Genomic DNA, 13,619 nt, shown 5'->3' with positions numbered 1-13,619 from the left:
AAAAGATAAGTTTGCTATACTAACGCTATTTTTAATCAAAGGAAATGCAAAAAATGATGTATCTGTGGTTTTTGCTGGCGGGGGCATTTGCTGGCACTTGTGCGGGGCTGTTTGGCGTCGGTGGGGGATTGATTATCGTACCTGTGCTGATGGCGATTTTTAAAGCGTATGGCTATCCAAGCGATGTCATTACCCATTTGGCGGTAGGGACATCGCTTGCCACGATTGTGGTGACATCGATAAGCTCCATGCAATCGCACAATAAACGCGGTGGCGTGCGCTGGGATGTATGGCGCAATATGTCAATTGGCTTGGTGGTGGGTAGTTTTGTTGGTGCTTATATCGCAGATTTATTGCATGGTAAGGTCTTGGCGTTTTTGATTGCTGGCATGGCGCTGTTTATGGGGCTAAAAATGCTTCTGGCTAAAAAATCGGAAGTTGTCGCGACCACTCACTTGCCATCTGCGCCTGTGCAAACAGGGGTCGGCGGGTTCATTGGCGCAGCATCGGCGATTTTTGGTATTGGCGGTGGTAGTTTTACTGTGCCGTTTTTGAGCCGTTTTGGTTTGACCATGCAACAAGCGGTGGGTACGTCAGCAGCCTGTGGCTTACCAATTGCCATTGCGGGGGCGCTCGGGTTTATGTTTTTTGGCAAAGATGTACAGGGTTTGCCCGCTGAGGCGATTGGCTTTGTGCATATCACTGCGTTTTTATGTATTTCAGTGATGAGTTATGTATTTGCCAAAGTGGGGGCGAAATTGGCGCACCAATTGCCTGCCAACACCTTAAAGCGTATGTTTGGTGGTTTGCTGCTGATTGTGGGAGCAAAAATGATGCTGGGCGCGCTTGGGATTAATTTATGGTAAAAATAGACAATGGGTTTTGTATCATGTCATGAGAGTGAATTTTATAATCCATTCTCAATCATATGCCCCATACGCGCTTTTTTGGTGTTGAGATAGGCCTCATTGTGCGGGTTGACACCCACCAACAGCGGTACGCGCGCTACCACCTCAATACCAATCTCATTGAGATAGTCAATTTTGTTGGGGTTGTTGGTTATCAGCTTTACCTTATCCACACCAACATGCTCAAGCATCGGCTTGCACATCTCATAGGTGCGAGCATCGGCAGGTAAATCGAGCAGCAAATTGGCATCAAGCGTATCATGTCCTTGGTCTTGCAATGCATAAGCACGGATTTTATTGGTCAGTCCAATCCCGCGCCCTTCTTGGCGCAAATATAAAATCGCCCCGCAGCCGCCATTTTTAGCATAAGCTTGAATCATCTGCATGGTGGCGTTGAGCTGAGGGCCGCAGTCGCATTTAAGCGAACTAAAGGCATCCCCTGTTAAACATTCGCTATGAATGCGTACCAATGGGATTTTGGATTTATCAGCCGTGGGCAAACCAACCGTCAGCATGACGTGTTCTTGTTTGCGATTGCCAAGCGCATCGCGTGCCGTGTCGTCGGTATCTTCAAACACATGAATATCAAATAGCCCATGCGCTGTTGGTAAGGTTGCTTGCGTGATAAATTGATACGACACCCACTACTCCAAAAAATGACCAACTGACCCAAACAACTGAACCAAGTCGGTAAACCCAAAAATAAAAGTGCCCTTTACATGAAGGCGTTGATTAAAATATCAAGAAGGATAGCGTCATTACCCATCTTATCAATAAGCCGCAAGCTAGGTTGGCATGCTATCTGACGCAACTTTTTTGTCAAAATTTATCAAAAATTCAAGGCGCTAAGCTAAACTTTATAGAAGCTATAAGATACAATCTAAAATAGCGAGGTTTGATGTTTAATCAACAAAAAAATGCTATTATGCCACATTCATGCGCCACATTGGCAATTCAAAGCTGGTAATGCCAGCTTAGCCACCTAGATTTTCAAGCGCCCAACGCTTTGGCAGTCTGTCAATTTTGTGCCAACAATAAGGTGTCGATAGTCATTGTGCGTTTTAACTATTTATTTTTTCACCTGTGTCAACAGGGCTCATCGAGTCCCTGTAAGCAATGAAAAGTGTCAGCCAAGATATGTCAAAAACTAAAATAGCCAACCAAAAATACCCATTAAAAACCTTTGATACCATCCCTATGCTAAAGCCGCATACGCCGCTGCTCGATGGGGTGGGCAGTCCTGACGACCTAAAAAAATTCAGTACCGCGCAATTGCAGCAATTAGCCGATGAACTGCGCGAGTTTTTGCTGTATGCAACGGGCGTCAGCGGCGGGCATTTTGGTTCTAACCTTGGCGTCGTAGAGCTTACCATTGCACTGCATTATGTCTTTAATTCACCCAAAGACCAAATTGTCTGGGACGTAGGCCACCAAGCCTATCCCCACAAAATTTTAACGGGTCGCCGTGACAAGCTTACCACCATTCGTAGTCAACATGGGCTGACTGCCTTCCCTGAGCGTCATGAGTCTGAGTATGATACTTTTGGCGTTGGGCATTCATCGACGGCGATTTCTGCAGGGCTCGGAATGTCGCTTGCTATGCGCTATTTAGGCAAACGTGACAAAGTGGTTAGCATCGTCGGTGATGGCGCTATGACAGGCGGTATGGCGTTTGAAGCGATGAATGACGCGGTGCAGCAAAATGCCGATTTGATTGTGGTACTCAACGATAATGACATGTCAATCTCACAGGCAACGGGCGGATTTTCTAAACATTTAGCCACCCTTTGGCAGCGTGGTTTGGCAGTCGATATCGATAAAAATGGTGATGCGATTTTTACCAAGCGCGTCATCTCCAGTGAAGACCGCCGTATTCGTCATTATTTGCACATGGCAAACGAAGCTTTAGATGATTGGACCTCGCGCCTGCCCAATAAAATTGTCGAAAAATTGGCAGAAAAAGGTATTCCTAAACCCTCTCAGTTAGAGACATTACCTGAGAAAATCGCCAATAAACTCATTGATGAAGTGTTTCCCGAAAACTTGTTTAAAGCCATCGGTTTTCAGTATTTTGGACCATTTGATGGGCATGATGTTGCCAAATTGACTCAAGTGTTTGAACGGGTCAAGCAGTTAAAAGGGGCGGTACTCGTCCATGTGCATACGGTCAAAGGTAAAGGCTTTTTACCTGCAGAATGCGACCCGATTACTTATCATGCCATTACCAAACTTAAAAAAATCAACCCAGCGCAAGAAAAATCTGTGCCAGTTGACAGCCAAAAACCGGCACCCACTCCTGCCAAAAAATACTCGCAAGTGTTTGGTGAGTTTATCTGCGATAAAGCCGCCACTGACAAACAACTGATGGCGATTACCCCTGCGATGGCTGAAGGCTCAGGCATGACCGAATTTGCCAAGCGATTTGCTAGCCAATTCTTTGATGTGGCGATTGCTGAGCAACATGCAGTGACGCTAGCGGGCGGTATGGCGACCCAAGGCGTCAAACCGATTGTCGCGATTTACTCCACATTTTTACAACGTGGCTATGACCAACTGATTCACGATGTGGCTTTGCAAAATCTCAACGTGATGTTCGCCATTGACCGTGCAGGCTTGGTCGGTGAAGACGGTGCGACCCATGCGGGGGTGTTTGATATCGCCTTTATGCGAACTGTGCCCAATATGGTGATTGCTTGTCCAAAAGATGAGAATGAGTGCTATAACTTACTCAATACCTGTTATGAGCATATTGGACCCTCTGCGGTGCGTTATCCACGCGGTAATGGCATTGGGGCAGAGATTGATAAAAACCAAGCGATGTATCCAATCGGTAAGGCAGCGCTTGAGCAGACTATCGAAGCCACTGCTGTGGGTACGAGCAACGTGGCGAAAAAAGTTGCGGTGCTTGCTTTTGGTACCATGGTAAAGACGGCGGTCACGGCGTGTCAAAACTTAGCCGAAACTTACCCAATGACGACGTTTTTTGTTTATAATATGCGGTTTGTTAAACCGTTAGACAGCGAATTACTGGATACGCTATTGGCGCAAAACTGCTCCATTGTTACCCTTGAAGAACACCAAGTCATGGGCGGTGCAGGTAGCGCGGTCAATGAATACCTCGTTGCCCAAGCAGCAAAAACAAGCCAAGCCTTGCCAACGCTACTTAACATCGGTATCCCCGATAAATATATCGCGCATGGCAGCCCTGAGCAGCAATTAGCCGATTGTGAGCTAGATGTCGCGGGTGTGGTCAAACAGATGCAAACGATTTTGTCATAAATTTTAGATTTTTATCCTTCAACAAAAGGTCAATTATGGAACCGATGGTCGTCATGGCAGCCCGCGCTGCACAAAAAGTAGGTCAAGAGATTTTAAATGCACACAACAATCGCCACAAGCTAGAGTTCACGATTGAAAGCAAAGGCTTAGATGGTTTGGTGACCGAAATCGACCGTTACAGCGAAGAATTATTGATCGCGATGCTCAAAGAAAGCTACCCAACCCACTCATTTTTGGGTGAAGAGTTTGGGCTACAAGAAGGCAAGGGCAATGATAAAGACTGGTGCTGGGTCATTGATCCATTAGACGGTACCCACAACTTTATTCATGGCTTACCGCATTTTTGTGTCTCAATCGGTGTGCAAAAAAATGGCGTCACCGAACATGGTATCATCTATGACCCAGTGCGTGATGAGATGTTCTCGGCCAGTCGTGGTAAAGGCGCGCGTCTCAACCAACGCCGTATCAGCGTCAGTGAGCATAAAACCATTGCTGGCGGCTTTTTTACCACAGGTCATCCGCTTGAGCGTAACCGAGCGGAAGGTAAAGTATCGTATGCCAAAGAGCATTTTGAAAGCTTACAAAAAATCTGCGAACAAGGCGGTCAAGTGCGCCGTGTGGGTTCAGCCGCGTTGGATTTGGCATATGTAGCAGCGGGACGGTTTGATGGTTATTTTGAAATGTCTATCAAACCTTGGGATATCTGCGCCGGTGAATTGATTGTCACTGAAGCACGTGGTACTGTGGTTGACCATACAGGCGCGCACAATGCGATGCAAACAGGTTCTATCTTTGCGGCAAATATCAAACTGTTAAAACCATTGATGCAAACTGTTGTGCCAGTTTGGGGCAGTGCCGTAAAAGGCTGATGTTACTCTCACACTAAAAACGTGCTAATCCATAGCGCGTTTTTTTTCATAATCAATTTGTAAAAAAATCTAAGCCAAAGAGGTTCAGTGAAGCAGATAGACAACAACGTTGGCATAATACCAAGGCTGGCATAATAAGAGATGACAATATAAAAACGGCAATCAATATTCACTGATTGCCGTCCTCGTTCTATATGCTGTTTTATAGCATTTTGTTTATAGCATCTTGCTAAAAATCACCTAAATGGCGTATGTTAGAAAGGCTATCTTTCAATATACTGTAATTTATTGGGTACGCCATCCCATTCTTTGGCATCGGGTAGTGGATCGTGCATGGCTGAGATGTTTGGCCATTTTTCGGCGAGTTCTGCATTCAGTTCGATGTATATTTCTTGACCTTTTGGCACTTCATCTTCAGAAAAAATCGCATTGGCAGGGCATTCTGGCTCACACAGCGCACAGTCAATACATTCATCAGGATGGATGACCAAAAAATTCGGACCTTCATAGAAACAGTCCACAGGACAGACTTCAACGCAGTCAGTATATTTACAACGAACACAGTTATCAGTAACGACGAAAGTCATGGCGGTGGCTACCTTTTTTTAGTTGCACAAATGTTAAAAGCATAAAAAATATAATCGTATTATTTTAGCGCGTTACGCTTTTTTTAACAATTCCTTTAATGAATAAATAAATTCTAACGCCTGTTTCGGCGTCAGCTCGTCAGGGTTTAGGGCGTTGAGTTGTTGGATAAGCTTATATTCATCAGCCTTCAACGTTTGATAGTCAGCTGCTGCACTTTGCAAATCCAGACCCATTTGTTTCTCGTCTTTTGGTGGATAGGGTAAAGAATTGTTTGGCAAACTTTTTTGTTCGCTTTGGTTATCCAAATAATATTGCGCTTGGGCTAGTAAGGCTTGCGGCAAACCTGCCATTTTGGCGACATGCAATCCAAAACTGCGATGCGTTGCCCCGGGTGCGATTTTATGCAGTAGTAGTAACTGCCCGTTAATTTCCTGGGTGACAAGGTGTTGATTAAACATTTTGGGGTGGTGCTCAGCCAGTTCAGTGAGCTCAAAATAATGGGTGGCAAATAGGGTCAAACAGCCGATTTTTTCTGCTAAATAATTCACGCACGCATGCGCAATCGCTAGACCATCTTGGGTGCTGGTGCCACGACCGACTTCATCCATGAGTACCAATGAGTTGGCATTGGCTTGGTTCATGATATTGGCGGTTTCGATCATCTCGACCATAAAGGTTGATTTACCACTTGCCAAGTCATCTGCCGAGCCAATGCGGGTAAAAATCCGCTCAATACGACCGAGCGTCACCGACTGCGCAGGGACATACGCGCCACAACAAGCAAGTAGTACGATAAGAGCGGTTTGACGCATGTAAGTGGACTTACCGCCCATATTGGGTCCTGTGATGAGCATCAAGCGTTCAAGTTGGGTGGCTGTTCCCATGACACAGTCATTGGCGACAAATGGGTCAAGCGATGCCGTCTGATGGTGAGCTTGGCGCTGTTGACCTGCTTCAACCACGATATGGCGTCCGCCTTGGATATTGATGCTTGCGGTATCGTCAGTGGTATTAAACAACGGGCGGCACCAGTTTTTACTATGATGAGAGCGATTCTGCAAACGCGTTAGGCTGACCCAGTTGGCAAGTACGTCCAAATACCCAATCGCTTTGGCAAGGCGCTGCACATCGCCAAGCTGTGACTTAAGCTGATGGAGCAGATTTTCATAGATACGCTTCTCAAGGGTCAACGCTTGCCCTTGAGCCGATAAATAGGATTCTTCAATGGTTTTGAGCGCTGGCGTGATAAAGCGTTCAGCATTTTTGAGCGTTTGACGGCGGGTAAAATATTCAGGCGCGTTCTTGGCTTGTAGCGCGCTGAGTTCAAAATAAAATCCGCTGACTTTATTAAAGCCCACTTTGAGCATGGGCAGGTTGTTTTTTTGCCGCTCTTGCACCGCCAATGCTTGCAAAGTTTGCTCGATATTGCCATGCAGATTTTGCCATTCATCAAGCTGTGGATCATAACCCTTTTTTATCATGCCGCCATCACGGATGTGGGCGGGCGGCTCATCGACAATCGCTTGCTCTAGTAAAGCATGGATATTGGCAAAGCTATCAGTTAAGGCTAAGTCAGGTAGCTGTTTGCTAAGCATGGCAAGCAAAGGCGTTTCGGCATTTAGCGTCGTTATGGTGGTAAAATCAAAATGTTGCTGCAACTGCTTTGACAACGCTAACGCTTGCGCCAAGCTCAGACGCAATTTGAGCAAATCGGTCGGTTTTGCTGAACCCAAGCCAATGCGTCCTCCAATCCGTTCGATATCGCTGATTTCGCTTAAGGTTTGTTTAAGCAATTCAAACGCTTCTATTGGTAATTGCATCAGTTGTTCAACCGCATCAAGCCTGCGGTTAATCAGGGTGACATTGCGTAGCGGTCGGTGCAAATGATGCACCAAAGCGCGTTTGCCCATCGGCGTTTGGCAATGATCAATTACCGATAACAGTGAAATACCCGATGCCAATACAGGTTTAAAAATTTCCAAATTTTGCTGACTAATGGTATCAAGCTGCAAAAAATCGCCGTTATGCTCGAGCTGCAGGCTGCGGACATGGCGTAAGTCAGCTTGCTGGGTCTGTTTGCCGTAATGCAGCACAACCGACGCCGATGAGATGGCAAGCGGTTTTTGCTCAATGCCAAACCCTGCCAGCGTGGTGACGCTTAGATGCTGGGTCAGATGTTCAAGGGCGTTATTGGGCAGAAAATAACTGTGCGGCTGTGACAAAATCGGCGGCAGGCTAGCTGTTGGACTATTTGCGCTCAGACAATCTTGCAAAAAATGTTGCCATGCCTCAGACAGCTGTTCATCTATCAGCACTTCACTGGGATCAAAGCGGGCGAGTGCGTTAGCAAGCTCGCTTTGTAGCGCAGTATGACTGTCGCAGTTAAGCTCAGTGACGCGGATTTGTCCTTGTGCCAAATCCAGCTGCGCCAATCCCACCGACATTTGCTGTTTGGCAAAGCTGATCGCGACGACCGTTGGCGTCTGCCCTTGGGTGATAAGGCTATCATCGGTCAGCGTTCCTGCGGTCAAGGTACGGACGACTTTACGTTCCATAATCTTAGCGGCATTGGCTTTTGTTTTGCTGGTTTTTTTTGCTATGCTCTTGGCTGCAGAGTCTTTTGCTACAGTGTTTTCTTCAAGATTGTGTTTTAGGTTGTCTTCTGAGACGGCTTCTGGCTTTTCTTCTTCGACTTGTTCACAGACCACCACGGTTTGCCCGGCATTAATCAGCCGAGCAATATAGCCGTCTGCCGAATGAAACGGCACGCCTGCCATCGGGATGGTATTGCCCTGTTTATCATTGCCACGTCGGGTCAAGGTGATGCCCAAAATATCGGCAGCAAGCTTGGCATCATCGAAAAACAGCTCATAGAAATCACCCATCCGGTACAGCACCAAGGCATGCGGATAATCCGCTTTTAGCGTGAGATATTGCTGCATCATGGGGGTGTGATGGTCAAGATTGTGAGGCATGGTCTGGGGCATAATAGTTAGACGTTATGAAATTAAGCATCAGGTGCGTTTGTCGCACCATGTTGGGTGTGTGAGGTTGGTTAAGGCTGGCATGCACAAATGCACATTAGTTCCAACCTATTTTTTCGAACTTATTTACCAACTTATTTAAAAGCTTAAAGCGATGCGATTTTTGAGATCCAATGCTGTTTTTCAGCATCCCCTATAAAAGACGCGTTAAAGCTGTTAATCGCCAATTGTTTAATATCGTCATTTGATAGCGCTAGCGCCTGCTCAATGGCGACAAAGTTGTCATTCATATAGCCACCAAAATACGCCGGGTCATCTGAGTTAACCGTCACGCACACGCCTTGGTGCAGCATGGTTTTGATATTGTGTTCGCCCATGTCTTGCACCACTTTTAGTTTAAGGTTACTTAACGGACACACCGTCAACGGCATTTGCTCCGCTATCAAGTATTGCATGAGTTTATCATCTTCTGCCGAGCGCACACCGTGATCGATACGATTGACCTTTAGCAAATCCAACGCTTGCCAAACATACGCGGGATCGCCTTCTTCGCCCGCATGCGCAACCGTCAAAAACCCAAGCGCTCGAGCTTTGGCAAATACCCGTTCAAACTTGGCTGGTGGATTGCCCACTTCGCTAGAGTCAAGCCCCACGCCAATGATATTATCTTTAAATGGCAACGCCTGCTCAAGGGTGGCAAACGCGCTGTCTTCGCTCAAATGACGCAAAAAACACAAGATCCAATGCGAGGTGATGCCCATTTTTGCTTTGGCATCTAAGCTTGCTTGATAAAGCCCTTGAAAACAGGTAGCAAAATCCACCCCCCGCTCTGTATGGGTCTGTGGGTCAAAGAAAATCTCCGTATGCACCACATTATCAGCCTGGCATTTTTCAAAATACGCCCACGCTAAATCATAAAAATCCTGTTGTTTCACCAAAACGTTTGCGCCGGCATAGTAGATATCCAAAAACGATTGTAAATTATGAAAATTGTAGGCATTTTTGACGTCTTCAATGGTTTGGTAGGGTATATCGATTTGGTTGCGTTTAGCGATGGCAAACATCAGCTCCGGCTCAAATGTGCCTTCGATATGCACGTGTAGTTCGGCTTTGGGTAATTGATGAATCAGTTGTTGTGGGGTCAATGGGGCAGTCATGGCAAACTCGATAGCATAATGGCAAAGATGGGTTAAAATCTTTCAAGAAAATTTCAACAATGAAAATCTCGAAAATAAAGCTCAATTATGGGGATGGATTCATAAAGATAAAGGTAATAAAAATCAGCCTGTAAAGAAAAGGTACAAACATCTAGTCGCTTTATCGTATCATTTTACAAGGCTGGTTATTTAACTTGCTATTTAACTTATTATTTAACAGGGCTTGTTTGGAAGCTTGAGGGTATTGCCCGTGAATTATCGCTTATATAGTTAACAGGCACATGAGGCGAGCGTTTCAAACTTACAGGCTGTCATAACCTTGTATCTAAAAAAAGCAAACCCATATATAATAGCAAAATTTATTTTGAACACCTTTATTAACCGTCATCGTATTAAAAGTCATTGCACTTATTGATTTGAGCACTTTAGGAAAACCCTCGTATGTTAGGCAAAATGATAGGCAAGGTTATTGGCACCAAAAACGACCGTGAGCTTAAGCGAATGCGTAAGTTGGTCGACAAAATCAACGCCTTAGAACCCAAAATCCAGCCCCTCTCTGACGAAGCATTAAAACAGAAAACTGCGGAATTTAAAACCCAATTTGAGCAGGGTACTAGCCTAGATACCATTTTACCTGAAGCCTTTGCGGTCTGTCGTGAAGCCTCAAGCCGTGTCCTTGGTATGCGTCACTACGATGTACAGCTCATCGGGGGTATCACCCTGCATGAAGGTAAAATCGCCGAGATGCGCACGGGTGAAGGTAAAACCTTGATGGCAACGCTTGCGATATATCTCAACGCGATTAGCGGTAAAGGCGTGCATGTGGTCACCGTCAATGACTACTTGGCAAGGCGTGATGCCGAATTAAACCGTCCGTTGTTTGACTTTTTGGGCTTGACTGTCGGCGTGATTTACTCACAGCAAGACCCGATGGAAAAATTTGAGGCCTATGCCGCAGATATTACCTACGGTACCAACAACGAATACGGCTTTGACTACCTGCGTGACAATATGGTATTTAGCCTAGATGAGAAAAAACAGCGCGGACTCAACTATTGTATCATCGATGAGATTGACTCGATTTTGATTGATGAAGCGCGTACGCCGCTGATTATCTCGGGTCAAGCCGAAGACTCATCGGCTATGTACAGGCTGATTGACACCATCATCCCGCGCCTCAAACGCTCAGAAACCGAAGAAGGCAACCGCGAAAACCGTGAGCAGGATTTTTGGATTGATGAAAAAAATCGCCAAATCGAAATCAGCGAAAAAGGCTACGAGAAAATCGAAAAATTCTTGGTGGAAAAAGGTGAGCTTGGCGAAAACGAGAGCCTATATAGCCCAACGCGCTTGCCACTATTAGCCCACGTTCAAGCTGCGATTCGTGCGCACCATTTATTTGTTAAAAACATTCACTATATCGTGCATGAAGGCGAAGTCATCATTGTCGATGAAAACACAGGGCGTACCATGCCCGGTCGCCGCTGGTCAGAAGGGTTGCACCAAGCGGTTGAAGCCAAAGAACAGGTCGAAATCCAAGCCGAAAACCAAACCCTTGCAACTACTACTTTCCAAAATTATTTCCGTCTGTATGACAAACTCTCAGGCATGACAGGTACAGCCGATACCGAAGCTGCGGAGTTTAAACAGACTTACGATCTAGATGTGGTGATTATCCCCACCCACAAACCAATTCAGCGTATCGACCTTGATGACCAAATTTTCCTAAGTAAAATGGGCAAATATCAAGGCATCATCCGCGAAATCAAACGCATTCAAGAGAAACAGGCGCCGATTTTGGTGGGGACGGCAACCATTGAAGCCAGTGAAGTGCTTTCAGAGTTACTGACGCAAGAAGGCATTCAACATAACGTCCTTAATGCCAAACAGCACGAGCGTGAAGCCGATATTATCGCGCAAGCGGGTAGCCCCAATGCGGTCACTATTGCCACCAACATGGCAGGTCGCGGTACCGATATTATCTTGGGGGGTAACTGGCAAGCAGAGCTCGCCAAAATCGATAATGTCACCCCTGAAATGAAACAACAAGCCCATGCCGAATGGCAAGTGCGAAACCAACAAGTGCTAGAGGCGGGTGGCTTACATATCATCGGTTCTGAGCGTCACGAATCGCGCCGCATCGATAACCAATTGCGCGGTCGTGCGGGCCGTCAAGGTGACCCGGGGGAGTCACGCTTTTTCTTGTCGCTTGAAGATGACTTGATGCGGATTTTCGCTGGCGATCGCGTGGTGAATATGATGCGCGCGATGGGGTTAAAAGAAGACGAAGCCATTGAGCACAAAATGGTATCACGCTCGATTGAAAACGCCCAAAGCAAAGTGGAAAACCGCGACTTTGATGCCCGTAAGAGCCTACTCAAATACGATGACGTTGCCAACGAACAACGTAAGGTTATCTATAAACAGCGCGATGAACTGCTTGCCGAAAGTAATCTACAAGCAGGTATCGAAGCGATGCACTACGATGTGTACAATGCCTTGATTGACCAGTTCGTGCCACCCGGTTCGATTGATGACCAATGGGACATTGATGGGCTTGAAGACGAGCTTGAAAGTGAGTTTCGTATTCATATGCCAATCAATGACTGGCTAGATGCCGATCGTCGTTTGGATGAAGAAGGTTTGCGTCAAAAAATCATTGAGGCTGCCTTACTCAACTACCGCGCTCGCCGTGAGCAAATGGGTGAAGAAAATGCCGCCCAACTTGAGCGTCACTTTATGCTATCTAGCCTAGATAAGCATTGGAAAGAACATTTAAACCAAATGGATCAACTGCGTAAAGGTATCCATCTGCGAGGCTATGCGCAAAAAAATCCTGAGCAAGAATATAAATCTGAATCCTTCTCATTGTTCCAAAGTATGCTCGGTGCTATCAAGTCTGAAACCGTGCAAGATTTAGCGCGTGTTCATATCCCAACCCCAGAAGAAATCGCTGAGCTTGAGCGCCAGCAACGTGAACAAGCCGAGATGATGCGTCTGCATTTTGAGCACCAAGAAATGAATGGCGTGACCGGTGAGCTGAGTGACGATGAAGACATGATTGCGCGTAACCGCCAGCAACGCACGCGAGCCACGTATTCATTTGGTCTAAGCGGCTCAGCAGCAACCGCGAGTCCAGAGATGGCAGAAAATGGTGACAATCCATATGCCAACCTAGGCATTAGCCGAAATGCCCCTTGTCCATGTGGCTCAGGTTTAAAATACAAGCAATGCCATGGTAAAATTTAAGGTGATATCATTATCATCTTTGAATTAGCAACCTTGTTGATTGAGCAATTTTTACTATATAGGCTATCAAGTACGTTGTCGGGCTGAGCGATTTATTGATAGTAGAGGAATACCCATGCAAAACACCCTAGCAAAAATCACCATGCTGAGTTTAGTATCGGCGCTTACGTTGACAGCTTGTGATAAAAAGACAGACAGCACAGACAACGCCGCCGCAGCGTCAGCAGCAGAATCACAAGCCGTACCAATGTCAGCTGCGCCTGCCGATGAAAAAAATAGCGCCGCTGTGACCGAAGCCAATGCCACCGTAGATGCCGGTCCTGACGCTACCAGCGCCAGTGGCACGGCGACCACTGTAGATGCGATGCCAGCGGGTAGCGATGAGGTAGAGGCTGCAGATGACGGCGGCGCGGATAATTCAGGCATGGATAAGATTACGGAAAATGATACCGTGATTGATAATGCCCCTGCCTCGCCCAATGCACCAAAAGCCAGCGATGATGCAGCGCCTGACGTCGGTAACCAAAAGGTTGGTCAATAATAACCAGACCCACAAAAAAAGCTGATACCCATCAGCTTTTTTTT

9 protein-coding genes are annotated in these 13,619 nt (G+C 46.3%); 5 read left to right on the top strand and 4 right to left on the bottom strand.

Annotated features, from left to right (window positions below):
* The first annotated feature begins 53 nt into the window (after window positions 1–53).
* Window positions 54–866 carry a sulfite exporter TauE/SafE family protein gene (locus ACAM39_RS08310; protein ID WP_369627333.1) on the top strand — a complete coding sequence of 271 codons (813 nt, stop codon included), beginning with the start codon at window positions 54–56 and terminating at the stop codon, window positions 864–866.
* A gap of 41 nt (window positions 867–907) precedes the next feature.
* Here the strand turns inward: ACAM39_RS08310 and ribA are convergent, their stop codons facing one another.
* A complete protein-coding gene (gene ribA, locus ACAM39_RS08305) occupies window positions 908–1,549 on the bottom strand; it encodes a GTP cyclohydrolase II (protein WP_369627332.1) in 642 nt (213 codons plus the stop codon).
* 496 nt (window positions 1,550–2,045) lie between these two features.
* Between ribA and ACAM39_RS08300 the strand changes: the two genes are divergently transcribed.
* Both ACAM39_RS08300 and ACAM39_RS08295 read left to right on the top strand, forming a co-directional pair.
* Window positions 2,046–4,187, top strand: a complete 2,142-nt coding sequence (locus ACAM39_RS08300; RefSeq protein WP_369627331.1) for a 1-deoxy-D-xylulose-5-phosphate synthase — start codon at window positions 2,046–2,048, stop codon at window positions 4,185–4,187.
* A gap of 35 nt (window positions 4,188–4,222) precedes the next feature.
* Window positions 4,223–5,056 (top strand): inositol monophosphatase family protein, encoded by an 834-nt coding sequence (locus ACAM39_RS08295; protein WP_369627330.1) that lies wholly within the window; start codon window positions 4,223–4,225, stop codon window positions 5,054–5,056.
* A gap of 263 nt (window positions 5,057–5,319) precedes the next feature.
* Here ACAM39_RS08295 and fdxA read toward each other — a convergent pair whose 3' ends face one another.
* The 3 genes from fdxA to ACAM39_RS08280 all read right to left on the bottom strand — a co-directional run bounded on the left by fdxA (window position 5,320) and on the right by ACAM39_RS08280 (window position 9,785).
* A complete protein-coding gene (gene fdxA / locus ACAM39_RS08290; RefSeq protein WP_007115596.1) occupies window positions 5,320–5,643 on the bottom strand; it encodes a ferredoxin FdxA in 324 nt (107 codons plus the stop codon).
* Window positions 5,644–5,715: 72 nt separating this feature from the next.
* Entirely contained in the window at window positions 5,716–8,631 is a 2,916-nt protein-coding gene (gene mutS / locus ACAM39_RS08285) for a DNA mismatch repair protein MutS (protein WP_369627329.1), read from the bottom strand.
* A gap of 143 nt (window positions 8,632–8,774) precedes the next feature.
* Complete coding sequence (locus ACAM39_RS08280; protein ID WP_472828207.1) at window positions 8,775–9,785, bottom strand: adenosine deaminase; 1,011 nt, start codon at window positions 9,783–9,785, stop codon at window positions 8,775–8,777.
* A gap of 441 nt (window positions 9,786–10,226) precedes the next feature.
* Between ACAM39_RS08280 and secA the strand changes: the two genes are divergently transcribed.
* A complete protein-coding gene (gene secA / locus ACAM39_RS08275; protein WP_369627328.1) occupies window positions 10,227–13,034 on the top strand; it encodes a preprotein translocase subunit SecA in 2,808 nt (935 codons plus the stop codon).
* Between the two features lie 115 nt (window positions 13,035–13,149).
* The gene (locus tag ACAM39_RS08270; RefSeq protein ID WP_369627327.1) at window positions 13,150–13,575 is read left to right on the top strand and encodes a hypothetical protein; all 426 of its coding nucleotides are present in this window, start codon (window positions 13,150–13,152) and stop codon (window positions 13,573–13,575) included.
* The last annotated feature ends 44 nt before the right edge of the window (window positions 13,576–13,619 follow it).

The organism is Moraxella sp. K02 (assembly GCF_041154755.1).
Classification (GTDB): domain Bacteria; phylum Pseudomonadota; class Gammaproteobacteria; order Pseudomonadales; family Moraxellaceae; genus Faucicola.
This window is presented reverse-complemented; position numbering and strand designations above follow the sequence as displayed.

Coding starts and splice junctions, on each gene's coding strand:
- ACAM39_RS08310 (WP_369627333.1), top strand. CDS start 54: ATGATGTATCTGTGGTTTTTGCTGGCGGGGGCATTTGCTGGCACTTGT.
- ACAM39_RS08300 (WP_369627331.1), top strand. CDS start 2,046: ATGTCAAAAACTAAAATAGCCAACCAAAAATACCCATTAAAAACCTTT.
- ACAM39_RS08295 (WP_369627330.1), top strand. CDS start 4,223: ATGGAACCGATGGTCGTCATGGCAGCCCGCGCTGCACAAAAAGTAGGT.
- fdxA (WP_007115596.1), bottom strand. CDS start 5,643: ATGACTTTCGTCGTTACTGATAACTGTGTTCGTTGTAAATATACTGAC.
- mutS (WP_369627329.1), bottom strand. CDS start 8,631: ATGCCCCAGACCATGCCTCACAATCTTGACCATCACACCCCCATGATG.
- ACAM39_RS08280 (WP_472828207.1), bottom strand. CDS start 9,785: ATGACTGCCCCATTGACCCCACAACAACTGATTCATCAATTACCCAAA.
- secA (WP_369627328.1), top strand. CDS start 10,227: ATGTTAGGCAAAATGATAGGCAAGGTTATTGGCACCAAAAACGACCGT.
- ACAM39_RS08270 (WP_369627327.1), top strand. CDS start 13,150: ATGCAAAACACCCTAGCAAAAATCACCATGCTGAGTTTAGTATCGGCG.